The 24464-nt window shown below is 67.2% G+C and carries 22 protein-coding genes; 12 read left to right on the top strand and 10 right to left on the bottom strand.

Annotation, left to right across the window (positions count from 1 at the left end; genetic code table 11):
- Positions 1-143 precede the first annotated feature (143 nt).
- Positions 144-593 (bottom strand): Lrp/AsnC family transcriptional regulator, encoded by a 450-nt coding sequence (locus AB4061_RS33495; protein WP_441640477.1) that lies wholly within the window; start codon positions 591-593, stop codon positions 144-146.
- Between the two features lie 155 nt (positions 594-748).
- Between AB4061_RS33495 and AB4061_RS33490 the strand changes: the two genes are divergently transcribed.
- Entirely contained in the window at positions 749-1357 is a 609-nt protein-coding gene (locus AB4061_RS33490) for a glutathione S-transferase family protein (RefSeq protein ID WP_441640476.1), read from the top strand.
- Positions 1358-1381: 24 nt separating this feature from the next.
- Here AB4061_RS33490 and AB4061_RS33485 read toward each other — a convergent pair whose 3' ends face one another.
- Positions 1382-2116, bottom strand: a complete 735-nt coding sequence (locus AB4061_RS33485) for an MBL fold metallo-hydrolase (protein WP_441640475.1) — start codon at positions 2114-2116, stop codon at positions 1382-1384.
- A 212-nt stretch (positions 2117-2328) separates the two neighbouring features.
- Here AB4061_RS33485 and AB4061_RS33480 point away from each other — a divergent pair, with 212 nt between their 5' ends.
- Positions 2329-3465: a CapA family protein gene (locus AB4061_RS33480; RefSeq protein ID WP_441640474.1), complete on the top strand. Its 1137-nt coding sequence runs from the start codon at positions 2329-2331 to the stop codon at positions 3463-3465.
- A gap of 4 nt (positions 3466-3469) precedes the next feature.
- Here AB4061_RS33480 and AB4061_RS33475 read toward each other — a convergent pair whose 3' ends face one another.
- From AB4061_RS33475 to AB4061_RS33460, 4 genes are all read right to left on the bottom strand, one after another.
- A complete protein-coding gene (locus tag AB4061_RS33475; protein ID WP_441640473.1) occupies positions 3470-3928 on the bottom strand; it encodes a GNAT family N-acetyltransferase in 459 nt (152 codons plus the stop codon).
- A 211-nt stretch (positions 3929-4139) separates the two neighbouring features.
- Positions 4140-5615: an efflux transporter outer membrane subunit gene (locus AB4061_RS33470; protein WP_441640472.1), complete on the bottom strand. Its 1476-nt coding sequence runs from the start codon at positions 5613-5615 to the stop codon at positions 4140-4142.
- Between the two features lies 1 nt (position 5616).
- The gene (locus AB4061_RS33465; RefSeq protein ID WP_441640471.1) at positions 5617-8769 is read right to left on the bottom strand and encodes an efflux RND transporter permease subunit; all 3153 of its coding nucleotides are present in this window, start codon (positions 8767-8769) and stop codon (positions 5617-5619) included.
- A 30-nt stretch (positions 8770-8799) separates the two neighbouring features.
- Positions 8800-10032 carry an efflux RND transporter periplasmic adaptor subunit gene (locus tag AB4061_RS33460; protein ID WP_441640470.1) on the bottom strand — a complete coding sequence of 411 codons (1233 nt, stop codon included), beginning with the start codon at positions 10030-10032 and terminating at the stop codon, positions 8800-8802.
- A 446-nt stretch (positions 10033-10478) separates the two neighbouring features.
- Between AB4061_RS33460 and AB4061_RS33455 the strand changes: the two genes are divergently transcribed.
- A complete protein-coding gene (locus AB4061_RS33455) occupies positions 10479-11246 on the top strand; it encodes a TetR family transcriptional regulator (protein WP_441640469.1) in 768 nt (255 codons plus the stop codon).
- 25 nt (positions 11247-11271) lie between these two features.
- Here AB4061_RS33455 and AB4061_RS33450 read toward each other — a convergent pair whose 3' ends face one another.
- Positions 11272-12429, bottom strand: a complete 1158-nt coding sequence (locus AB4061_RS33450; protein WP_441640468.1) for an ABC transporter substrate-binding protein — start codon at positions 12427-12429, stop codon at positions 11272-11274.
- Positions 12430-12688: 259 nt separating this feature from the next.
- Between AB4061_RS33450 and AB4061_RS33445 the strand changes: the two genes are divergently transcribed.
- From AB4061_RS33445 to AB4061_RS33405, 9 genes are all read left to right on the top strand, one after another.
- Positions 12689-13363 carry a response regulator gene (locus AB4061_RS33445; protein ID WP_043352486.1) on the top strand — a complete coding sequence of 225 codons (675 nt, stop codon included), beginning with the start codon at positions 12689-12691 and terminating at the stop codon, positions 13361-13363.
- A complete protein-coding gene (locus tag AB4061_RS33440; protein WP_441640467.1) occupies positions 13363-14832 on the top strand; it encodes a sensor histidine kinase in 1470 nt (489 codons plus the stop codon). Before AB4061_RS33445 ends, AB4061_RS33440 begins: the two co-directional genes overlap by 1 nt.
- Before the next feature lie 372 nt (positions 14833-15204).
- Positions 15205-16173 (top strand): Bug family tripartite tricarboxylate transporter substrate binding protein, encoded by a 969-nt coding sequence (locus AB4061_RS33435; protein WP_441640466.1) that lies wholly within the window; start codon positions 15205-15207, stop codon positions 16171-16173.
- Between the two features lie 242 nt (positions 16174-16415).
- A complete protein-coding gene (locus AB4061_RS33430) occupies positions 16416-16889 on the top strand; it encodes a tripartite tricarboxylate transporter TctB family protein (protein ID WP_441640465.1) in 474 nt (157 codons plus the stop codon).
- A 16-nt stretch (positions 16890-16905) separates the two neighbouring features.
- Entirely contained in the window at positions 16906-18420 is a 1515-nt protein-coding gene (locus AB4061_RS33425) for a tripartite tricarboxylate transporter permease (RefSeq protein WP_006162311.1), read from the top strand.
- A 144-nt stretch (positions 18421-18564) separates the two neighbouring features.
- Positions 18565-19623: an AbrB family transcriptional regulator gene (locus AB4061_RS33420; protein WP_441640464.1), complete on the top strand. Its 1059-nt coding sequence runs from the start codon at positions 18565-18567 to the stop codon at positions 19621-19623.
- Positions 19624-19663: 40 nt separating this feature from the next.
- Positions 19664-20104, top strand: a complete 441-nt coding sequence (locus tag AB4061_RS33415) for a PaaI family thioesterase (protein ID WP_416050031.1) — start codon at positions 19664-19666, stop codon at positions 20102-20104.
- Positions 20105-20171: 67 nt separating this feature from the next.
- On the top strand, positions 20172-21101 hold the full coding sequence (locus AB4061_RS33410; RefSeq protein WP_441640463.1) for a patatin-like phospholipase family protein: 930 nt from the start codon (positions 20172-20174) through the stop codon (positions 21099-21101).
- 80 nt (positions 21102-21181) lie between these two features.
- Positions 21182-22666: a dihydrolipoyl dehydrogenase family protein gene (locus AB4061_RS33405; protein ID WP_441640462.1), complete on the top strand. Its 1485-nt coding sequence runs from the start codon at positions 21182-21184 to the stop codon at positions 22664-22666.
- A 14-nt stretch (positions 22667-22680) separates the two neighbouring features.
- Here the strand turns inward: AB4061_RS33405 and AB4061_RS33400 are convergent, their stop codons facing one another.
- Genes AB4061_RS33400 through AB4061_RS33390 form a run of 3 tightly spaced genes read right to left on the bottom strand, consistent with a single transcriptional unit; the run spans position 22681 to position 24459 of the window.
- Positions 22681-23580: a ChaN family lipoprotein gene (locus AB4061_RS33400; RefSeq protein WP_441640461.1), complete on the bottom strand. Its 900-nt coding sequence runs from the start codon at positions 23578-23580 to the stop codon at positions 22681-22683.
- A gap of 52 nt (positions 23581-23632) precedes the next feature.
- The gene (locus tag AB4061_RS33395) at positions 23633-23953 is read right to left on the bottom strand and encodes a DUF2149 domain-containing protein (RefSeq protein WP_441640460.1); all 321 of its coding nucleotides are present in this window, start codon (positions 23951-23953) and stop codon (positions 23633-23635) included.
- A complete protein-coding gene (locus AB4061_RS33390) occupies positions 23950-24459 on the bottom strand; it encodes a MotA/TolQ/ExbB proton channel family protein (protein ID WP_441640459.1) in 510 nt (169 codons plus the stop codon). Before AB4061_RS33390 ends, AB4061_RS33395 begins: the two co-directional genes overlap by 4 nt.
- Between the last annotated feature and the right edge of the window lie 5 nt (positions 24460-24464).

Genomic DNA, 24464 nt, shown 5'->3' with positions numbered 1-24464 from the left:
GGCGTACATCGCGGTGAATGACGGCAAGCAAGTTAACACAGGTTTACAGCGGTTTACAACCGCTTTTCCACCTTCGCCCCCCAGATTTGTGGGTAATCCTGAGCATGGGGAGAGGGGAGCAAACCAGCGCTAGATCAAGCCGTTCAAACTCTCAYGGCCGGTACCGTCACGGTCTTGCGCACCGGGCTTGAGAGCACCAGCGATGTGGTCACCGAGCCGTGGGCCGCGAGCGTGTCGACCACGTGCTCCAGGTCGGCCGGATCGGCGATGGCGCAACGCACGATAAAGCAATGCGCCCCGGTCACGCGATCGGCGCTCAGCACTTCGGGCATGCTCTCGAACAGCTTCACATACTTCTGGATATAGGCGTGCGTGGTCTCGATATGGATGATCGCCTGCAGGCCGACACCCAGCGCGCGCAGGTTCACCCGCGCACCGTAGCCCTCGATCACGCCCGCGTCTTCGAGCTTGCGCACGCGCTCGCTCATGGCCGGCTGCGACAAGCCGATGCGTTTGCCCAGCGCTGCCAGGCTCTGCCGGGCATCGGCCTGCAGCGCCTCCAGGATCAGTCGGTCTTTCTTGTCCAGTTCCACCCCATCCTCCTATGGCACCTGTCGTGCGCCACCTATGATTCATCGGTGCGCGGTGCCGATTTCCGATGCCTTGCCATTCATGGCGATGGCGTGCCGCGATTATGCTGGAACTCCGCGCGGCTCAATGCGCAACCCGATATCCTTCCGGAGGCAATATGCAACTCATCGGCATGCTCGACTCACCCTATGTGCGCCGCGTGGCGATCTCGCTGCGGCTGCTGGACCTGCCGTTCGAGCATCAGGCCGTCTCGGTGTTCAGCACGTTCGAGCAGTTTCGCGCGATCAATCCCGTGGTGAAGGCGCCCACCCTGGTTTGCGACAACGGCGTGGTGCTGATGGAGTCCGGCCTGATCCTCGACTACGCCGAGACGCTGGCCGCGCGCAGCCTGATGCCCGCGCGGCAAGAGCAGCGCCAGCACGCCTTGCGCGTGATCGGCCTGGCGCTCGCCGCCTGCGAAAAAACGGTGCAGATCGTCTATGAGCGCAACCTGCGCCCGGCGGAAAAACAGCACGAGCCGTGGATCGAGCGCGTGCAGGGGCAGTTGCATGCCGCCTACGGGGCGCTGGAGACGGAACTGACGGGGGCCGCGCTTCCCGCGGACGAGCGCTTGCTTACGCAGGCCGAGGTGAGCGCCGCCGTGGCGTGGAGCTTCACGCAGCTGATGCTGCCCGCATGCGTCGAGGCGCCGGCATATCCTGCGCTGGCGGCGTTCAGCGCGGCGGCCGAACGCCTTGCCGTGTTCAAGGACACACCGCAGACCTGATCCACTGCCGCGCGCCAGCCGTGCTTAGTGCGCCAGCAGGGCCTGGGCAAGCGCGCGCAGCAGGCCGGCGCCGTCGCCGCGCCAGGCGCTGCCATGCATGCAGGCCAGGGTGGTCGGCTGCAGCAGCGCCATGCGTTCCAGCATGGCGCCGGCGCTCGGCGTGTGGGAGAAATAATCCATGCCGCGCCGGAACGCTTCGCTCGGCCCGAGGATGTCGGCCTCGGTCAGAGGCGGGAGTTCGGCACCGCCCTGGCTGAACAAGTCGCTGCAGAGCAGCGTGCCGGTGTGTTCCTCCATCATGAGCCCGCACTCCCAGGCATGCGGCAAGTGCGGCGTATCGAACCAGCGCACGGTATGGCGGCCAAGCGGCACGGCTTGCCCGTCCGCCAGGCCCTGCGCGGGCCGGTCGGCCAGGTCGTTGACGGACACCATCGCGGCAACGGTGCCGCACAGCGGCGATGCGTGGGGCGCCGCCGCAAGCCATTCATTGAGCGAGCCGCACTCGTCGGCTTCCACGTGCGAAAAGGCAATATGACGCAGCCTGCCCGGTGCGATCACGCTGGCGACGGCTTCATGCACCAACGGGAACATCTTGCGCAGCCCCGTATGGAACAACAGCGGCTCGTCGTCGACGATCAGGTACTGGTTGAAGGAGAAGCCGCCCGGGCCCCCGTCGATGTGGACCGGGGTATTGATCCGATAGATCCCGTCCGCGATTTCGTGGACGTTGGTGCCCGACCGGGCGTTGGTGACGGTCATCGTTGTCTCCTGGAAATCGTCTGGGCGCGGGAGCCCGGCCGTCGGCGCCGGCCTGCTTCATTCTAGTCACTGCAACGCCACAGGCATGCCACCTTTTGCCTGGCCGGGCGGCACATGTGACGCTCGACGGCGCAAAATAGGGGCGACGGATCCGACGATCCGACGCTCCGGCGAGCAGGCAGCCGCGCCAGCCGGGAGGAGGGAAAAGCGCGATGGATGACGTGACTCGGACAGCGCGCGACAGCGTGCGTCTGTTCCTGTGCGGCGATGTGATGACCGGCCGTGGCATCGACCAGATCCTGCCGCATCCGGGCAAGCCGCACCTGTTCGAGGGCTGGCTACGCTCGGCAGTCGATTATGTCGAGCTGGCCGAGCGTGCCACAGGCGCGATACAGCGGCCGGTTGATCCCGCTTATCCGTGGGGCGACGCGCTCGCGCAGCTGGATCGCTTCCAGCCGGATGTGCGCATCGTCAACCTGGAAACGGCCGTCACCGCGAGCGAGGACGCACAGCCAGGCAAGGGCATCCACTACCGGATGCACCCCGCCAATGTGGCGTGCCTGAGCAGCGCGCGGCTCGATTGCTGCGTGCTGGCGAACAACCACGTGCTGGACTGGGGGCGCGCCGGGCTCGACGAAACCCTGGCAACCTTGCACGGCGCTGGCATGCGGACCGCGGGCGCCGGACGCGACGAGGCGCAGGCCAGCGCGCCTGCGGCGATCGCGCTCGCGCAAGGGGCAAGGGTGCTCGTCTTTGCCTATGCCACCGCGGCGAGCGGCGTGCCGGCAGACTGGGCCGCGGCCCCCGGGCGCGCCGGCATCCATTTCCTGCCCGACATTTCAGTGCGCGCGGCCGATGGGGTTGCCCGCCTGACGGCAGCGGCGAAGGGCGCGGGCGATATCCTGGTGGTGTCGCTGCATTGGGGCGGCAACTGGGGCTTCGACATTTCGCGCCAGGAGCAGGCCTTCGCGCACCGGCTGATCGATGCGGGCGGCGCCGATATCGTGTACGGGCACTCGTCCCATCACATCAGGGGTGCCGAGGTGTATCGCGGCCGCCTGATTCTCTATGGCTGCGGTGACTTCCTCAACGACTACGAAGGCATCGGCGGATACGAGCGATACCGGCCCGACCTGGCCTTGATGTACTTCCCGCTTGTCGACGGCGCAACCGGCGCATTGCGCCAGTTGTCCGCGGTGCCGATGCAGATCCGTCATTTCAGCCTGCGCCGCGCGCCGGCGCAAGGCGTGTCGTGGCTCTGCGCCACGCTGGACCGGGAAAGCGGCAAGCAGGGCACGCACGCGACCCGCGCGGCGGACGATACGCTGGCGTTGCGCTGGGACGGCTAGCGCGCTACGCGCGCATGGCTTTCGCCATCTCGCTCGTGGCGTGCCAGCCCAGCGCGACATACAGCGACCGCCCCATCTCGGTGGCATGCAGGATCGCATACTGGAGGTCGCGCCTGGCGAACTCATCTTCCGCCAGCTGCATGAGGCGGCGCCCCAGCCCCTGCTTGCGATGCGTTGCCTCCACATACACGTTCAGCACGTAGCCACGCTTGTCCTGCATGGGATGGGCCGGATGCGGCGGCCAGTCGATCGCCATCAGGCCGATGCCGCCCACCGGCTGGCCCTGGTCCACCAGCACGAAGCCGAAGTAGCTGCCATCGCGCAGGCGCGGCACAAGCCACGGCCGGAACTGCTGCGTCATGGCCTGCAGCACCTCATCGCCGCGCCCGGCCTCGCGGAACATGGATTCGCGATGGCGGCAGACCAACTCGACATCATCGGCATCAAGCGGGCGGACTTCCATGACAGGCTTCCTTGGGGATTTGCGTGGGTGGTGGGAGAGAGAGTTTGCGCGGCGCGCACCGCCATCCTAACGCAGTGCCTTGCGATTTGGAGAACTTCCCACCGGCGCCATGGCCCGAAGCCGGGAAACAAAAAAAAGCGAAGCGCTGTTGGCGCTTCGCTTCGAGGCCATCCGGCAGACCGCACCGGATGGCAGGATGAACCTGTCTGCCTTACTGCGTGGTCACCGCCGGCTTGACGTCCGCCGAGGCCACCGGTCCGGTCTCGCTCAGGCCGCCGCCAAGCGACCGGTACAGGTCGATGGCATTGTTCAGGCGCAGCTGCCGCGCCTGGATCAGGGCCTGGTCGGCAGCGAACAGCTGACGCTGCGAGTCGAGCTGGTCCAGCTGGCTGGCCACGCCGTTCGTGAAGCGCAACGTCGACAACTCGTAGCGCGCTGCCTCGGCGTTGCGCACCTGCTCCTGGCTGGTAACCTGCTCCTCCAGCGTGCCGCGCGCCACCAGTGCATCCGCCACTTCCGCGAAGGCCGTCTGGATGGTCTTCTCGTAGTTGGCGATCTGGATATTCTTGCGCACGTTGGTCAGGTCCAGGTTGGACAGGTTCCGGCCGTAGTCGAAGATCGGCAGCACCAGCTGCGGTGCGAACGACCACGCGCCGGTACCGGAGTCGAACAGGCTCGAGAACGTCGGGCTGATCGCACCAGCGTTGGCGGTGAGCGTAATGCGCGGGAAGAACGCAGCGCGCGCCGCACCGATATTGGCGTTGGCGGAGCGCAGCAACTGCTCGGCCTGGCGGATGTCGGGACGCTGCTCGAGCAGGTCCGACGGCAGCCCTGCCGGGATGTCGCTGATGATGCGCTCGTCCGACAGGCGCATCGGTGCGGGCAGGTTCTCGATGGTGCCAAGCGGCTTGCCCACCAGCACCTCAAGCGCGTTCTGCGCCTGCGCGCGCTGCCGTGCCAGCTGTGCGGCGGAAACGCGGGCCTGCGCCACCAGCGATTCGTTGTCGCGCAGGTCCAGCGCCGACGTGGCGCCCGCATCGAAGCGTTGCTTGGCCAGGCTCAGCGTGTACTCGCGCGTCTTCAGCGTGTTCTGCGCGAGCTCGTACTGCTCGGCGAAGGAGCGCTCGGACAGGTAGGCCTTGGCGACTTCGGAGACCAGCGAGATCTGCGCGGAACGGCGTGCTTCCTCGGTGGCGAAGTACTGCGACAGCGCCGCGTTGGACAGGCTGCGCACGCGGCCGAAGAAGTCCAGCTCGAACGAAGTCACTCCGGCACCCGCCTGGAAGTACTCGGAAACAACCGGCTTGCCGGTGGCCGACTGCAGGGCCGGGGTGCGCGAACGGTTGAAACCGCCGGTGGCGTTCACCGTGGGCAGCAGGTCGGCGCGCTGCACCTGGTACAGCGCGCGCGCTTCCTCGATGCGCAGCGCGGCAGTGCGCAGGTCGCGGTTGTTCTCCAGCGAGGTCGCGATGAGGCCTTGCAGGCGCGGGTCGCGGAAGAACTCGCGCCAGCCGATCTCGCTCGCCCGGCGGGTTTCGCCGGTCTTCACTTCGGCGGCCGCGTAGCCTTCCGGCGCAGCCGGGAAGCTGGTGGCCACCGGCGGGGCAGGGCGTTCATAAACGGGTGCCAGTGTGCAACCCGAGAGGACGCCCGCCACCAGCAACAGCGTGGTCAGTGTCTTTGTCATGTCAGATTCCTTCCTTGGGTTCGAGCCCTTGCTCGTTCAGCATCTGCTCTCGCTTGCTGCCCTTGAAGCGGCTACGGATCACCACGAAGAACACCGGCACCAGGAAAATCGCCAGCACCGTGGCAGTGATCATGCCGCCGATCACGCTGGTACCGATGGCGCGCTGGCCACCCGAGCCCGCGCCGCTGGCGATCGCCAGAGGCAGCACGCCCAGGATAAAGGCCATCGAGGTCATCAGGATCGGGCGGAACCGCAGGTGCACGGCTTCGAGCGTAGCGTCGATGACGCCACGGCCCTGGGCCTGCAGATCCTTGGCGAATTCCACGATCAGGATGGCGTTCTTCGCCGACAAGCCAATCGTCGCGATCAGGCCCACCTTGAAGTACACGTCGTTGGGCATGCCGCGCAGGGTCACGCCGAGCAGCGCGCCCAGCACGCCGAGCGGCACCACCAGCAGCACCGCGACCGGGATCGACCAGCTCTCATACAGCGCGGCCAGGCACAGGAACACGATGATCAGCGACAGCGTGTACAGCATCGGCTCTTGCGAACCGGCCAGGCGCTCTTCATAGGACTGGCCCGACCACTCGAAGCCGAAGCCCGGCGGCAGCTTGGCGAAGTTGTCTTCCATGATCTTCATGGCTTCGCCGGTGCTGCGTCCCGGAGCGGCCTGGCCAGCGATCTTCACCGCCGGCAAGCCGTTGTAGCGCTCCAGGCGCGGCGAGCCCATGATCCACTTGGAAGTGGCAAAGGCGGCGAACGCAACCATGTCGCCGTTCTTGTTCTTCACGCGCAGCTTGGTCAGGTCGTCGGGCAGCTTGCGGTCGTCGCCTTCCGCCTGGGCGATCACCTTGCGCACACGGCCTTCATAGATGAAGTCGTTGACGTAGGAGGAGCCGAAGGCGATGGCCACCGTGGCGTTGATGTTGGCCACCGAGACGCCCAGCGCGCGTGCCTTCTCGCGGTCAATGTCGATCTGCAGTTGCGGCGCGTCTTCCTGGCCTTCGGGGCGAACGCCCACCAGCGCAGGATTCTTCGCCGCCATGCCGAGCATCATGTTGCGCGCTTCCATCAGCTTGGCGTGACCCTGGCCGGTGCGGTCCTGCAGGCGGAAGTCGAAGCCCGAGGAGTTGCCCAGCTCGGAGATCGCCGGCGGGTTAAGCGGGAAGATGATGGCGTCCTTGATGAAGGACAGCGCACCAAACGCCCGGCCAACCAGTGCCTGCGCGGTCTCGTCCTTGCCGGTGCGTTCCTTCCAGTCCTTCAGGCGCACGAACGCGATACCGCCATTCTGGCCGCGGCCGAAGAAGGAAAAGCCCGCCACGGTGATCATCTGGTCCACCACCTTGGATTCCTTCTGCAGGTAGTAGTCCTCGATCTGCTTGAGCACGCCGATGGTACGTTCCTGCGTGGCGCCGTTGGGCAGCTGCACCACCGTGATCATGTAGCCCTGGTCTTCCTCGGGGAGGAAGGAAGAGGGCAGGCGCTTGAACAGCACCACCATGCCGACGACGATGACCGCGTAGATGATCAGGTAGCGTCCGGCGCGCGCCAGGATGCGGCCCACCATGCTCTGGTAGCCGGTGGCGGCGCGTGCGAAGGTGCGGTTGAACCAGCCGAAGAAGCCCTTCTTCTCGTGGTGGTGGCCAGCCTCGACCGGCTTGAGCAACGTGGCGCACAGCGCCGGCGTGAGCGTCAAGGCCAGCAGCGCCGAGAACGCGATCGACGCGATCAGCGACAGCGAGAACTGACGGTAGATGTTACCCACCGAGCCCGAGAAGAATGCCATCGGGATGAACACAGCGGTCAGCACCAGCGTAATGCCGACGATGGCGCCGGTGATCTGGCCCATGGCCTTGCGCGTGGCGTCGCGTGGCGAGAGTCCTTCCTCGCTCATGATCCGCTCGACGTTTTCCACCACCACGATCGCATCGTCCACCAGGATACCGATCGCCAGCACCATGCCGAACATGGTCAGCACGTTGATGGAGAAGCCGAACGCCAGCAGCATGCCGGTGGTGCCCAGCAGGGCAACCGGCACCACCACCGTCGGGATGATGGTGGCGCGGATGTTCTGCAGGAACAGGTACATCACCAGGAACACCAGCACCACGGCTTCGACCAGGGTCTTGATCACTTCCTCGATCGAGATCTTGACGAAGGCCGAGGTGTCGTAAGGCACGGTGTACTGGTAGTCGGCCGGGAAGAACTTGGAGAGCTCTTCCATCTTGGCGCGCACCGCGGTGGCGGTGGCCAGGGCGTTGCCGCTCGGGGCCAGCTTGATGGCGATGGCCGCCGACGCCTTGCCGTTGGTACGGGCCAGCGTGGAGTAGTCGGCACCGCCGAGTTCGACGCGGCCGATGTCCTTGATGCGTACCGAGGAGCCGTCCGGGTTCGTGCGCAGCAGGATGTTGGCGAACTGCTCCGGCGTGGTGAGGCGGCTCTCGGTGGTGACGGTGGCGTTGAGCTCCGTGCCCTTGGGCGACGGCGTGCCGCCCAGCTCGCCCACGGCGACCTGGACGTTCTGCTCCGAGATGGCGGCGGTGACGTCCTGCGGCGTCAGGTTGAAGCCGGTCAGCTTGGCCGGATCCACCCAGATGCGCATGGCGTACTCGGTGCCGAACAGGTCGGCCTGGCCCACGCCCGGCACGCGGCGGATCGAATCGATCACGCTGGACGAGATGTAGTTGCCCAGCTGGATGGCGTCGGCCTGCCCGGACTTGGACGTGACCGTCAGGAACATCATGTAGTTGTTCCCGGCCTTGTCCACGCGCACGCCCTGCTGGCGCACTTCCGCCGGCAGGCGCGCTTCGACGCGCTTGAGGCGGTTCTGCACCTCGACCGAGTTCAGGTCGATGTTGGAGCCCGGCTGGAAGGCGATCGTGATCGTCGACAGGCCGGTGGCTTCGCTGGTGGAGTTGTAGTAAAGCAGCCCGGGAATGCCGTTGAGCTCTTGCTCGATCACCGTGGTGACCGAGTCTTCAAGCGTCTTGGCGGATGCGCCCGGATAGGTCGCCGTGACCGAGATCGTCGGCGGGGCGATGTTGGGGTACTGGGCGATCGGCAGTTGCACCACCGACAGCAAGCCCCCCAGCACGATGATCAGCGCAAGCACCCACGCGAACACCGGCCGGTCAATAAAAAACTTGGCCATAACACTGGCTCCCTTCGAATTGCGCTGTGATTAGCCCTGCTTGGCGTCGGCCTTTTCAGCGGTCACCGCGGCAGGAGCCGAGGCTGCGCTGGCGGCCGGCTGCGTGGCGGGAGCCGAGGCGGCGGCGGTCTTCGAGACAAACGGCACGGCCTTGGCGGGCGCGCCGACCTTGACCTTCTGCAAGCCCTCGACGATCACCTTCTCGCCACCCTTCAGGCCCTCGGTAACGATCCAGCTCTCGCCGATGGCCTGGGGCGCCTTGACCGGCACCGCCGCGACGTTGCCGTCGCCGCCCACCACCATCACCGATGCGCCTTGCGCATTGCGGATCAGCGCGCGCTGCGGCACGGTCAGCGCGTTTTCGTCCACGCCTTGCTCGATCTTGACGCGCACGAAGGTGCCCGACAGCAGATCGCGCTTGGCGTTGGGGAACTGCGCGCGCAGCGTGATGGCGCCGGTGGTCGGGTCAACCGTCATGTCCGAGAACAGCAGCTTGCCGGTTTGCTCGTATTCGCGGCCGTCCTCGATGAACAGATGGACGCGGGCGCCGCCGTCGACGCCCTTGACCTTGCCGCTCTCGATGGCGCGGCGCAGCTTCATCACTTCGCTCGCGGGCTGGGTGAAGGTCACCCAGATCGGGTCGACCTGCTCGACCATGGTCAGCTTGGTGGCTTCGCTGCTGCCGACCAGCGCGCCTTCGGTCACCAGCGCGCGGCCCACGCGGCCGCTGATGGGCGCGGTGACGGCGGTGTAGCCGAGGTTGATCTGGGCAGTGCTAACGGCAGCCTTGGCCGAGGCGATATCGGCGGTGGCCTGGCCCGCGGCCGCCACGGCTTCGTCGTATTCCTGCTTGCTCACCGCATTGACGGCGACCAGCGGCTTGTAGCGCTCGGCCTTCTGGCGGGCTGCCACGGCGTTGGCTTCGGCGCGGGCAAGGCTGGCCTTGGCCGACTCGAGCTGTGCCTGGTAGGGCGCGGGGTCGATCTTGAACAGCAACTGGCCTGCCTTGACCTCGCCGCCTTCCGTGTAGTTACGGGACAGCACGATGCCGGCAACCCGCGCACGCACTTCGGCGGTGCGCACGCCTTCGAGGCGGCCCGGCAGTTCATTGATAACAGAAACGGTCGTAGGTGTGACGGTAACGACACCCACTTCCGGCGGCGGCATGGCGCCGCCCTGCGGCTTCTTTTCGCCGCAGGCGGACAGCGCAAGCGCCGACAACACGGCAGCGGCAACGCAAGTGATACGTTGGGACTTCCTCATCGATAACCCCATGATGGCAATTTGAGATCGGCCGCATGCGCTCCCGGTGTCGTATCCGGATACGGCGCGGCCCACCGCTGGCAGATGGCACAGAGGCGGGCAAAAAGATTAATGCTAGCCACAATTTGCAACGCTGACGTGGCACATGCGACGAAAGGTTGCAAATTAGTAACGACATGCCGACATGGCAGCGCGAACCGTGGAGCGGTGTGCGCCGCCGTCTGCCAGCCCATCACGCCGATGGGCTGGCCGAAAGTCAGGCGAACGCGTATTATATATACATTCAAGCATGTATGTAAGAACTTGTTGCAACGCGGCGATAGCCGCCCTATATATCCACGTCCTAACGCGCCGGCGCGGCGCGCACAGTGCAAGGCGGGCTTCACCGCCAGCACTCAGGGAGACAGAACCAGACCGGTCTTTTGTGGCCGGCACCAGAGAACATCATGGTCAGACGCACCAAGGAAGAGGCGCTTGAAACACGCCATCGCATTCTCGACGCGGCCGAGGCGGTATTTCACGCCCGCGGCGTTGCCCGCCCTTCGCTAGCCGATATTGCGGAGGCGGCCGGCGTGACGCGCGGCGCCATCTACTGGCATTTCAAGAACAAGAGCGATGTCTTCGCCGCGATGTCCGACCGCGTCCACCTGCCGCTTGAGGCACTGTGCGAGCCGGGACGCGTCGCGAGCCAGGAAGACCCGCTTGCCAGCATCCGCGACATCTGCGCCTTTGTATTGCGCCAGACCGTGGAAAACCCGCAGTGGCGGCGCGTGTTCGAGATCGTTTTCCACAAGTGCGAGATGGTGGCGGACAACGGCGCCATCTTCGAGCGGCAGCGCCAGTCGCACCAGGAAGGCGCGGTGAAGATGCGCGAGCACCTGCGCATGGCGATGGAGCGCGGGCAGTTGCCGGCCGACCTCGACCTGGACCTTGCCGTCAATGTGTTCCACGCCTCGATTGGCGGCATGCTGTCGCACTGGCTGTTCGCCCCTGAAGATTTCGATCTCGAGAGCAATGCCGAGCGGGTGGCCGACGCCTTCATCGACACCCTCAAGCTGTCGCCAGCCTTGCGCCAGGGTTATGTGGCGCGTCCCGTGCCGAAGCTAGAGGAAGAAGTTGCCTCGATGTGCCAGGAGGCCAAGAAGAAGGCCGAGGCCGAGGCCGAGGCCAAGCGGGCTGCGCCAACGCTCGCCGCCAAGGCGCTGCCCGGCTGATCGCCGCAGCGGCGCCGTGCGCCGCTCAGCCTCGCACGGCCTCGCGCCAGCGCGCCAGGAAATTGCGCTTGCGCAGGGTGTCCTGCGCCGCCAGCAGGCCGGGGCCGACGCTGATCGGCTTGAGCGCGTAGCCCAGCCGCTCCGACAGCGCCGCGGCGGTGTGCTCGCTGTCGGTGTCGGTGCGGATCGTGTAGAGCTGCGAGGCGCTCTGCCCCAGCAGCGTCTGGCCCGCACGCGAGAGCAGGAAATCCAGCCAGAGCCGGGCCGCGTTGGGATGCGGCGCGCGGCGCGCGATAAAGGCCACGCGCGACATCACCAGCGTGTAGTCGCGCGGCGCGATGACATCGATCTCCGCCCCGCGCTCCATCAGCGACAGCGCGTACGAACCCAGCAGGTTGTAGCCCATCACGAATTCACCGGAGGCGATGCGYTCGATCATGTTCGCGGTGGACGCCGACAACTGCACGCCGCAGCGCCCCAGCGCCTGGGCCAGGTACCAGAACTCATCGCCCATGCGCGCGTCCTGCTGCGCCAGAAGGTAACCCACCCCGGATTTTTCCACATCGTAGGTCACCACCCGCTGGCGCCAGCGCGGCGTGTTTTCCTGCAGCAGGCGCGCCAGGCCGGTGCGGCTGCGCGGCGTGCGCATGCCGGCGAAATGGCGGCGGTTGTAGACAATCACGGCGGGCTCGAAGGTGGTGCCCCACGCTTCGTCGCGCCAGGCGGCCCACGCCGGCAGGCCCGCCCGCTCGGGCGAGGGGTAGCGCAGGGCATGGCCATCGTTGACGAGCTTGATCTGCAGGTCCATTGCCGTGCTCCACAGCACATCGGCGTAGTCGGGGCCGCCCACCTGGCCCGCGCCCAGCGCGGCGCTATCGGCCAGGAAGCGGCCGTTCAGCTCCAGCGTGTTGAGGTCCTGATAGCGCACCTTGATGCCGGGGTAGCGTGCCTCGAACGCGGCCAGCAGCGGCCGCGCGATTTCCATGTCGGTGGAGGCATGCACGTTGACCGAGCCTTCCTGCACGCCCCGCGCGATGATCTCGGCATAGCTTGCCGGGTAGCCCGCCGGCACCGGCGGCACGGCCTGGGCATGCACGCCATGGCTCAGCCCCGCCAGCGTGGCCGCGGCGGCGCCGGCCAGGACGCGCCGCCGGTGCCAGCTTTCTGGTAGTTCGGCAACCATGGAGGGGGGCGTGAAGGGCAAGGACAAGGGGAAGGGCAAGGGGGACGGGGAGGGGGGCAGCTTGCGCAAGGCGGGAACCATCGGCGGTGACATCGGTGGCCAAAAAGGGGCCATGGCGCACTCGCCGCGCGCAGCCCGGGGCGGAGGTATTATAAGCGCCCGCGGCGTGTCCTCGCGGGGGGCGGCGGCCTTGCCAGCCATGGTGGCAAAGCCATCGCGTGATTTCAAACGGACGCTTACCTGGCAGGGGAGGACCGCCGTGCGCTTATTGCTGGTGGAAGACGAGATTGAACTGGCGCGCTGGGTTGCGCGTGCCCTGGAGCAGGGCGGCTTTGTCATCGAGCATGTGGCCGACGGCCTGCAGGCCGAGGCGCGGCTGATGGCCGAGGAATACGACGTGGTGGTGCTGGACCTGCGCCTGCCCGGCAAGGACGGGCTGGCGGTGCTCAAATCCATGCGCGGGCGCGACGACCGCACCCCGGTGCTGATCCTGACCGCGCAAGACACGCTCGACGAACGCGTGCGCGGCCTCAACCTCGGCGCCGACGATTACCTGCCCAAGCCCTTTGCCATTGCCGAGCTCGAAGCCCGCATCCTGGCGCTGATCCGGCGTAGCCGCGGCCGCGCCCATCCGCGCCTGCAGTGCGGCACGCTGGTGTTCGACGGCGAAACGCGCAGCTTTACGCTCGAAGGTGCGCCGCTCGCGCTGACCCCGCGTGAATCGACCCTGCTGGGCGCGCTGCTGGCCAAGAGCGGCCAGCCGCTGACCAAGGCACAACTGCTCGACAAGGTCTTCTCCCTCGATGCCGACGTCAGCCCCGATGCCATCGAAGTGCTGGTCTACCGGCTGCGCAAGAAGCTCTCGGGCCACGGCGTGACCATTGTCACGCTGCGCGGCTTCGGCTACCTGCTGGAACCGGAAGGACAGCCCTGATGCTGCGCCGCCTGCCACGGCACTGGTTGCGGCGCTGGCTGCAAGGCAGCCTGCGCCGCCAGTTGCTGCTGCTGCTCGTGCCCGCGCTGGCAGCCATGATGGCGCTCGACACGTGGCTGACCTATGGCACGCTGCGCGACGCCGCCAACGCGGCGTACGACCGCTCGCTGTACGGCTCGGTGCGCGCCATCGACAACGCCATCGGCATGGCCGGCGAAAGCGTGCAGATCGCGCTGCCGGACGCCGCCATGGAGATGTTCGAGACCGCGGCGCAGACCCATGTCTTCTATCGCGTCTCGCTGGAACGCAACGGCAAGATCGAAACCGTCACCGGCTACGACGACCTGCCGTTGCCCAAGGGGGAGATCGCCAGCAACCAGCCGCGCTTCTACGACGCCGACTATCACGGCGACCCGGTGCGCATCGCCGTGCTGGCGCACCCGGTGTATCGCCCGAATGCCCACATGCGCGTGATCGTGCAGGTGGCCGAAACCGCGGAGCCGCGCTTTGCGCTGATCGCCACCGTGTGGCGCGGCGCGCTGGCGCGCGACGTGCTGCTGATCCTGATCAGCGCGGGCATCCTGGTGGCCGGCATCACCTATGTGCTGCGCCCGCTGGCGCGCGTGCGCGACGACGTGCAGGCGCGCTCCGCCGACGACCTCACACCGCTGGCCTTCGACCATGTGCCCATGGAAGTCCGCCCGCTGGTCGATGCGGTCAACCTGCACGTGTCGCGCTCGGCCGCCATGACGCAGGCCCAGGCGCAATTCATCGCCGACGCCGCGCACCAGCTGCGCACGCCGCTGGCCATCCTCAAGACGCAAGCCGAATTCGCCCAGCGCCAGCTTTGCGCCAGCGCCGATCCCGCGCGGGCGCGGGATGCCGCCGGGGAGGCGGTAGGCGGCATCGTCACGCAGCTGGAGCAGGCCGCGCGCCTGACCAACCAGCTGCTGGCGCTGGCGCGGGTACGGCAGCACCCGGGCAGCGACGCGCCAGGCGAAGCCGAGCCGCTGGAGCTGATCGACGCCGTGGCCGTGGCCGAGCAGGTGGCGCTGGACTACTTGCCGCTGGCGCGCGGCAAGCAGCAGGATTTTGGCTGGGAGCGGCCGCAGGGGCTGGCGCTGCCAGTACGGGCCGATGCCGCGCTATTGCGCGAAGCCTTTGCCAATCTCGCCCACAACGCGATCCAGTATTCGCCGCGCGGCAGCCGCATCACGCTTTCCGCCACGCGCATCGGGGACGCCGCCTGCCTGGTGGTGGAGGACGATGGGCCGGGCATTCCTGCCGAGGAACGCGAGAAGGTATTTGCGCGGTTTTACCGCCGGGTCGGGAATGTGGAGCCGGGCTCCGGCCTGGGACTGGCGATCTCCCGCGAAATGGCGGCGCGCTTCGGGGGAACGGTAGCGCTGGGGATTGCGCTGCAGGGCAAAGGGGTCCGGGCGGTACTGACGCTGCCGATCGGGGAATGAGAGGGCGCTAAAGAGACCAAAAAATCTAAAAAAAGCAAATGTCCATACATACGACCCCACGTAAACCCCACCCCATTGCCTGACAAATTGACAGCCTTTTGACAGTTTCTACCCCCTAGAATCGCGCCATGGTCGCTGTACCGGCCAGACCAAGTCAGAAAGCCAAAGAACAAGTCCGGCATGCAAGCGCTGCCAGGGACTGGAGACAACGCCTAGCCACCCGGTCAACGCACGCAGCGCCGGCGCACCGCACGACTCTCCCGCCCCCGACAGCCAGCTTCACCGCCAGCCGGACACCTCCGGGGTCGGTCCTCGCCAGCAACGCCGGCAACCGCTCACCGGCAATCCTCTGAAAAAGAACAGGAGACCGTAATGCGTCGCTCGATTCATCGCTTTGCCCACGTCGTCATGGCTTCGGCCGCGATCACCGCCACCGTGGCTGCCGCGCCCGCGTTCGCGCTCGACAGCGTGAAGTTCATGATCGGCGCCAACCCGGGCGGCGGCTTCGACCAGACCGGCCGCTCGCTGGGCGCGGCGCTGGTTGCCGCCGGCGTGGCCAAGACGGCCTCTTACGACAACAAGGGCGGCGCGGGCGGCACCATCGGCCTGACSCAGTTCGTCAAYACCGACAAGGGCAACCCCAACGCGMTGATCGTGACCGGCGCGGTGATGGTTGGCGCAATCGAAACCAACCACCCCCCGGTCACGCTGAAGAACGCCACCCCGATCGCGCGCCTGTTCGCCGACACCATGGTGATCACCGTGCCGGCGAACTCGCCGCTGAAGTCCATGAAGGACCTGACCGCGCAGCTCAAGGCCAACCCGGGCAGCGTGAGCTGGGGTGGTGGCTCCAAGGGTTCGATCGACCACATCCTGGCGGGCCTGGTGGCCAAGGAAAGCGGCGTGGACCCGAAGAAGATCAACTACGTGCCCTTCCAGGGCGGTGGTGAAGCGTCSGCCTCGATCCTGGGCGGCCACGTGACCGTTGGCCTGGCCGGCGTGTCCGAGTTCCTGCCCTTCATCAAGAGCGGCAAGATGCGCGCGCTGGCCGTGACCTCCAAGGAACGCACCGCAGATATCCCGACGCTCAAGGAGCAGGGCATCAACGTGGAAATCTACAACTGGCGCGGCGTGTACGGCGCGCCGGGCATCWCGGCCGAGCACCGCAAGGCGCTGGTGGATGCGGTGGTCAAGGCAACCGAAACCCCGCTGTGGAAGGAAACGCTGGCCAAGAATGACTGGACCCCGTTCCTGCTGACCGGCGACGAGTTCGGCAAGTTCGTGGACAGCGAGTCGGCCCGCCTGGGCGGTTCGCTGCGCGAGCTGGGTGTGGCGAAGTAAGCCACGCTGCCTGAGCGTTTCACCGCCTTATCGTTTCAGCGTTTTACCTGTCGGCCCTGCCTGCGGCGCACCGTAACGCTCGGTGCGCATGCGGCAGGCGGGGGTCCGGTGTCCACCTGCGATACCTAAAAACCAAACTACACATCGCCGGGCCCCCGCCTTAAGCGGGGACGACAAACCGCGGGACGCCAAGGGCCGGACAACACGGCCGCAGGCACCGCTTGAAGGAGCCACTTCCAATCATGAAACCCTCACACCTGGCGATCGGCATTGCCATATTGCTGCTCTCCGCCTTCTACTTCGTCGGCCTGTCGGGCATCTCCGGCGACGAAGGCTATGCCGGCCTGTCGCCGCGCTTCATGCCCACGCTGGTCGCCATCGGCCTGGCCGCGTGCGGCGCGGCGCTGACCTGGCAAGGCATTCGCGGCGGCTTTCGCAATATGCCGGAAGAAGACGCCGAACTGCCCGACGCCCCGCACAATTTCCGCGGCTTCCTGTGGGTGGCTGCCGGCCTGGTGGCCAACATGGCGCTGATCGGCACGCTGGGCTTTGTGCTGGCGTCGACCCTGCTGATGGTCTGCGTGGCGCGTGGCTACGGCAGCAAGCGCTTCCTGCGCGATGCCCTGATCGGCCTGTGCATTACGTTGCCGATGTGGGCACTGTTTGAATTCCTGCTCGGCATCAATTTGCCGTTGCTGCCCGTCGCCGGGTTCTGAACGGAGCTGATGATCCATGGATACGCTTAACCTGCTGATGCATGGCTTTGCCATCGCCATCACGCCAATCAACCTGATGTGGGCCCTGGTGGGCTGCTTCCTGGGCACCGCCATTGGCGTGCTGCCGGGCATCGGCCCCGCGCTCACGGTAGCGATGCTGCTGCCGCTGACCGCCAAGGTGGAACCCACCGCCGCGCTGATCATGTTCGCCGGCATCTACTACGGCGCCATGTACGGCGGCTCCACGACCTCCATCCTGATGAACACGCCGGGCGAGTCGTCGACCATGGTCACGGCGATGGAAGGCAACCTGATGGCCAAGAGCGGCCGCGCCGGCCCGGCGCTGGCCACCGCGGCCATCGGCTCGTTCGCCGCCGGCACCATCGCCACCGTGCTGCTGTCGATGTTCGCGCCGGTCGCGGCCGACGTGGCGCTGCAGTTCGGGCCCGGCGAATACTTCATGATCATGCTGCTGGCCTTCACCACGGTGTCGGCAGTGCTGGGCTCTTCCCTGCTGCGCGGCATGACCAGCTTGTTCCTGGGCCTGGGCATCGGCCTGATCGGCATGGACTCGCTGTCGGGCCAGACGCGTTACTCGATGAATGTGCAGGAGCTGTACGACGGCATCGACATCGTGGTGGTCGCGGTCGGCCTGTTCGCGGTGGGCGAGGCGCTGTTCAACGCCTTCTTCCCGCAGCCCGCAGGCGGCTTCAACAAGCTCAGCTCGGTCATGATGACCAAGTCGGACTGGAAGCGCTCGGTGCCGGCTTGGATCCGCGGCACCATCATCGGCTTTCCCTTCGGCCTGATCCCGGCCGGCGGCGCGGAGATCCCGACCTTCCTGTCCTACGCCACCGAGAAGAAGCTGTCCAAGCACAAGGATGAGTTCGGCACGGTGGGCGCGATCGAAGGCGTGGCTGGCCCCGAGGCCGCCAACAACGCAGCCGTGACGGCCACGCTGGCTCCGCTGCTGACGCTGGGCATCCCCACCTCGAACACCACCGCGATCCTGCTGGCGGCGTTCCAAAACTACAACCTGCAGCCGGGCCCGATGCTGTTCCAGACCTCGGGCGACCTGGTGTGGGGCCTGCTGGCTTCGCTGTACATCGGCAACGTGATGCTGCTGGTGCTGAACCTGCCGGCGATCGGCCTGTGGGTGCGCATGCTGCGCATCCCCACGCCGCTGCTGTACGGCGGCATCCTGATCTTCGCGGGCCTGGGTGCCTACGGCATCCGCCAGTCGTGGTTCGACCTGCTGCTGCTGTTCATCATCGGTGTGCTGGGCATGGCCATGCGCCGCTTCGACTTCCCCACCGCGCCGGTGATCGTGGGCATGATCCTTGGCCCCATCGCTGAGAAGCAGCTGCGCAATGCGCTGTCGATCAGCCAGGGCGACTGGTCGATCTTCGTGACCCAGCCGATCTCGGCCACCATCCTGGCCATGACGGTGGCGGTGGTGCTGATCCCGCGCATCCTGGGCTGGCTGGCCCGGCGCTCGGCGCGTGGCAAAGTGGCTGACGCCACAGGTTGATTAGCGCAAAATGCGGGCAAGGCCCGGCACTCCAGGGTGCCGGGCCTTTTCATTTGCGGCGCCATGGCATTGGCGCTGTTGTCTCTACATTGCGCTCCATCACAAGAACATCGCGCCGGCGCCCGCGCGCCAGGCCGCTGCCACATGCCCTCTCTCCTTCACCGCTGGCGTCCGGTCCTCTTGACGCTGCTGCTCGGCCTGGCCGCCGCGCTCGTTTGCACGCTGCTGCACACACCGCTGCCATGGATGATCGGCCCGCTGCTGGCGGTCGCCATCGCGCGCATGCGCGGTGCCGACCTGCGCGCGCCCACGCAGGCGCGCAATGCCGGGCAGTGGGCCATTGGCACCTCGCTCGGGCTTTACTTCACGTCCGACGTGGTGGCGCGGCTGATCGAGTTCCTGCCGTATATCGTCGCGGGCTCGCTGTTTGCGCTGCTGCTCGGCTGCGGCGGCGCCTGGCTGCTGCGCAAGACCACCGGCGTGGCGTTCAAGACGGCGTACTTCTCCACCGCCATCGGCGGCGCGTCGGAGATGGCGAACCTGGCCGAGCGCAACGGCGCGCGCATCGACCAGGTGGCGGCCGCGCATTCGCTGCGCGTGCTGATGGTAGTGGTAGCCGTGCCCGCGCTGCTCCAGTACGGCGGCATCCACGGGCTTGACCCATACGTGCCCGGGCCACGCACAGTGGACTACCTGTGGCTGCCCGTGCTGATCGCGATCACGGTCAGCGTGGCGCTGGTGCTCAAGCACTTCAACCTGCCCAATCCCTTCGTGATCGGCACGCTGCTGGCGGCCGCCGTGCTGACCGCCTCGGGCTTCGAGCTGTCCGCCATCCCCACGTGGATGAGCCGCGCCGGCCAGTTGATGATCGGCGTGTCGCTGGGCGCGCGTTTCTCGCGCGACTTCCTCCATACCGCGCCGCGCTTTCTCGGCGGCGTGGCGGTGTACACGCTGGCGGCGCTGGTGCTCTCCGCGCTGTTCGGCTGGGGCCTGTCGGCGCTGTCCGGCGTGCATCCCGCCACCGCCATCCTCGGCACCACGCCCGGCGGCATTGCCGAGATGTGCATCACGGCCAAGGTGCTGGAGCTTGGCGTGCCGCTGGTCACCGCCTTCCACGTGATCCGGATGGCCTTCGTGGTGCTGTGCACCGGCCCCCTGTATCATTGGCTCAAACATCGTGCCGCGCCGCAGGAGACGGAATAGCAACCTGGCCCGGCCCCATCCCAGACAAAACGGGCGTGCCATGCCAGAGCCAACGCTAGAACCAACGCCGGAATCCGGCTTCACGCTTGCCGATATCGACCACACCCTGCAGCGGGTACTGGCGCCATGGGTGCGCCAGCTCGGGCTGCGTGCCGAGCACGTTGATGCACAGGGCGTAACGCTGCGCCTGCCTTTTGACGAATCATTTCGCCATGCGGGTGGCGTGGTGTGCGGCCAGGTGCTGATGTCCGCGGCCGATACCGCCATGATCGTGGCCGTCGCCAATGCGCTCGGCGCCTTCAGGCCGATGACCACCGTCACGCTCACCACCAACTTCATGCGCCCGGTGATCGAGGGCGATGTGCTGGTGCGCGCCAATGTGCTGCGCCTGGGCAAGACCGTGGTGTTCGGCGAGATCGAGCTGACCGGCACCGATGGCAAGCTGGCCGTGCAGGCCACCACCACTTACGCGCTGCTGTGAGCGGCGCATCACCCAATTGCACGCTACATTGCACGCTACATTGCGCGCAATCCCCCAAGCTATCTCCATGCATGAGCCCCACAGCCTGACGCCTGCCCCCAACCAGCCCGCCGCTGCCTCGCCGTTCGACCAGGTGGTGTTTGCCGGCGGCGGCAACCGCTGCTGGTGGCAGGCAGGCTGGTGGGATACGGTGGCGCCCGAGCTGGGGCTGCGCCCGCGCGTCATCACGGGGATCTCGGCCGGGGCCGCCACGGCGTGCATGATCTATGCGCACGACTCCCGCCAGGTGATGGCGTACTACGGCGAGGTGCTTGCCGGCAACCGGCGCAATGCGTACTGGGGCAACCTGCTGAGCAAGCAGCGCGTGTTTCCGCACTACGGCATCTACCGCACCGCATTGCTGAACATCTTCGGCGAGGGCCGCCTGGCAAACCTGAAGACGGCACCGGAGATCCGCATCGGCGTGGCCCATATCCCGCGCTGGAGCGGCCCGCGGCTAGCGGTGATGGCCGGGCTGGTCGCCTACAACATCGAGAAGCACTGGCTCAAGACCTTGCACCCGCGCCTGGGCCGCAAGCTGGGCTTCCATCCGGAGTTCGTGCGCGCGCAGGATTGCGGCTCGCCCGAGCAGCTGGCGGACCTGCTGCTGCAATCGTCCTCGACCCCGCCCTTCACGCCGGTGCTGCGGCGCGACGGCCGGCCCGTGCTGGATGGCGGCATGGTCGACAATGTGCCGGTCGACGCGCTCGACGCAACGCCCGGCAATGTGCTGGTGCTGGTGACGCGGCTCTACCCGCGCCCGCGCCGCTTTGTCCTGCAACACGGCGCGCAGCGCCGGCTCTACCTGCAACCTTCGCAACGGGTTCCGATCTCGAGCTGGGACTACACCCAGCCCGGCGCGATGATCGGTGCCTACGAACTCGGCCGGCGCGACGGGGAAACCTTTTTGCGCGAGTGGCCGTCTGTCATGAAGACGGAGCTTGGCACCGCCGGGTAGCGCTCCAGCGCGCCGGCCATGCTCGCGGCTCCGTCATCACGATGTGCAATGCGGCCTTCGCGCCGCTACTGGAGGCATTGATGACGAAACGCCAGACAAGATCCACGACCGAGCGTCAGAGCGCCCGCAGGGCCAGCACCGAGCAGGCTGTCGAGCAAGTCCCCCGTCGTGGCAAGCGCAAGCCCGGCGCGCAGCGCGAAGCGGATTTCGTGGTGATCGGTGCCGGCTCGGGCGGCGTGGCGGCTGCGCGGCGCGCGGCCACGCTGGGCGCGCGCGTGGTGCTGGTGGAGCGCGACGAGATCGGCGGCACCTGCATCAACCGCGGCTGCGTGCCCAAGAAAATGCTCTCGTATGGCGCCAGCCTCGCGGCCGTACTGTCTGGCTGCCTTTCGCACACCGGCGGCAAGGAAGACTGGAGCGATGCCATTGTGCGCGTCAACGCCGAGATGGCGCGGCTGCACGTGGCCTACACGCACCGGCTGCAGCAAGCCGGCGTGGAGCTGCTGCGCGGCGATGCCACGGTGAGCGCCGCAGACCAGGTACAGGTGGGCGCCGAGACCATCCGCGCCAAACGCATCCTGATTGCCACCGGCGCACGGCCGCGCGCGTTGCCGGTGCCGGGTGGCGAGTTGGCCTGTACCTCCGACGACATCTTCACCTGGCAAAGCCTGCCAGCCTCGCTGGTGGTGATCGGCGGCGGCTATGTGGCGGTGGAGCAAGCCTCGATCCTGTCGCGCTATGGCGTCAAGGTGGAGATGCTGGTGCGCGAGGCGCGCCTGCTGGCGCGCTTTGACCACGAAGTGGCCGAGGCGCTGGCCGAGGCGCTCACCGCCAAGGGCGTGCGCCTGCATTTCAATGCCGAGGTGACGCTGCTGAACCAGGCCAATGGCGCCATTGACGTGTGCTACCGGCAGCATGGCAATGGCGCGAACGGCGGCAACAATGGCAACGGGCGGGACCGCATCCAGACCGTGCGCGCGCAGGCGGCGCTGGCGGCTATCGGGCGCGACCCGCATTGGGATGGGCTCGGCCTGGAGGCGCTGGGCATCGCGAAAACGCAGAAGGGCGGCATCCAGGTGGATCGCTCGTTCCGCACCAAGGTGCGCTCGGTCCATGCCATTGGCGATGTCATCGACGGCCTGCACCTCACGCCGGTCGCCGGCGCTCAGGGCCGCTGGCTGGCCGACCGCCTGTTCGGCCGCCGCGGCGACCGCGCGGATTTCGACCTGGTGCCAACGGCGGTGTTCTGCGAGCCGGCCATCGGCAGCGTGGGACTGACGGAGCATGCCGCCATCGAGGAAGCTGGCAAGCCGGAGCGCATCCACACCGTGGTGCGCCGCTTCGTCTCGCTGGAGAATCGCTTTGCCGGCAGCGAGCAGGCCTCGATGGTCAAGCTGGTGGTGAATGCGCGCAGCGGGCGCGTGCTGGGCGCGCACATGATGGACAATGCCGCCGCCGAGATCATGCAGGCGTTTGCCGTGGCGGTGCGGCTCGGGGTGAAGCTGTCACACCTGCAGACCACGGTGCAGCTGCATCCCACCGTGGCCGAGGAGCTGTTCGGCTAGGCGCGCCGCCGGAGTCAGGCCGGCTCGGCCATCGCCGCCGGCTTGGCGCCCTCGCACGGATCGGGCCGCTTGTGCGCCGGCACCAGCACCACGCGATCATAGGCACCGATCTCGCGGCCGCTGGCCTGCTCCAGGTAACCCACGCTGTAGATCGCGCCCGGCTCGGCGGCGAGCCAGCGCGGCGCGCCCACATCGCGCCGCACGTGGCCGTTGCCGGCGATCAGCACGGCGCCGCGGTCGGCGTACTCACGCATGGAGGCAGCCATTACCGCATCGCGCGCGGCCTGCGCGTCCAGCATGCCGGGCAGCATGGCCTTGGGGAAATTGCCGCAGTGGCCACGGTCGAGCACGGCGGTCTGCTCGGTCACCACGTCCGCGGGCAATGGCGCGGCAAGGCCGAGGCGCTTGCGCTCTGTCGCATCGAACACGCCATCCAGCCCGCCGCGCACGATCTTGCTCGCGTCCGCGCGCGACAGGTTGGCCGCCACCAGCGGCAGGTCGTAGCGCAAGGCCAGCGCCACTACCGGCGTGTAAAGCTCCCACTGCCAGCTCTTGCCGCCCGCCTGCGCCACGACATACGCCGCGTCGCCGGGCCGCTCACGGCGGGCGCGGTCGATATCGGCCTGGCGCTCGCGGTCGAACTGTTCCATCGCGATGGCCGGGCGCCAACCGGCTGCCAGTGCATCCGACAACGCCAGCAGGCGCCGCTTTTGCCCATCGGCGTTGTCGTGGACCTCGCCCAGCAGCACGTAGGTCTTGCCGGTGAACTGATGCGCGACATCGCCAGCCACGGCGGCAGGCGGCGTGCCCGCGCAACCGGCGAGCGCGGCGAACATGGCGGCCGCGAGCGCCAGTCCGGCGGCGCGGGTAGGGACAAAGCTGGCTAGGCTGGCAACGCTGTGACGAATCTGCATGGCTAGGTAATCCTGGTTGCGATGGCTCGCTCGTGCTCATTATTGCGCAGTTTTACTGCGCAGCCGCGGCTTCCGGCACATACACCATCGAGCCGTCCTGCAACCGGTACGCCACACCGGCCTTGGTGCCGTCGCCGCTGCCGACCTGGCCGCTGGCCTGGTAGCGCACGACCTTCTCGCCCTGCTTGGAGACGATCTCCATGTTGGGCTTGCCGGGATTGGTGATGATGGTGACGTCCGCGTGTGTAAACGGGTTCATCGGGTTCTGCGCGATGGCCACCAGCAACGCGGCGATCACCACCAGGAACACGTCGATCAGGTTGACCACCGACAGGATGGGATCGTCGGCCTCGCTTTCCTCCAGGAACTTCATGCGCCGGCCTCCCACTGCGGTTGATGCTTGCCCAGCCACACCAGCTCCTCGGCGAGCCAGCGGCGGCGCACGTTGACCACCCAGAAGGTGATGCTGGCAGCGATCAGCGCGAGAATCACCGCGGAAAACGCGATGGTGAGGTTCTCGCCCACGTTGGCGAGGTTGCCGCCGGACAGGCCCTTGAGCGCGGGACCCATCGGGATCATGGTGGCCACCAGTCCCAGCATCGGCGCGACGCGCGTGGCAATGCGCGGCCACTCCAGCAGGCGGTGCGCGGCCACGTCGAGCGTGTCCGGGTCCTTGATGCGGTGGCGCAGCGCGAACGCTACCAGCACATAGCCGCGTCCCGTCTCGATGCCGTGGCGGCGGCGTTGCCAGCCTTGCGTGATGAACTCGCCGAGCGCCCAGAAGGCGTACAGGAACAGCAGCCCGATCAGGGCCAGCGTCGGAAACAGGAACAACTGGCCGACGTCGTACATCAGGGTTTCAAGCAGGGTAGGGGTCATGATGC

Source organism: Cupriavidus sp. YAF13 (assembly GCF_052113425.1).
Classification (GTDB): domain Bacteria; phylum Pseudomonadota; class Gammaproteobacteria; order Burkholderiales; family Burkholderiaceae; genus Cupriavidus.
The sequence above is the reverse complement of the archived record's forward strand: the minus strand, read 5'-3'. Positions and strand labels throughout refer to the sequence as shown.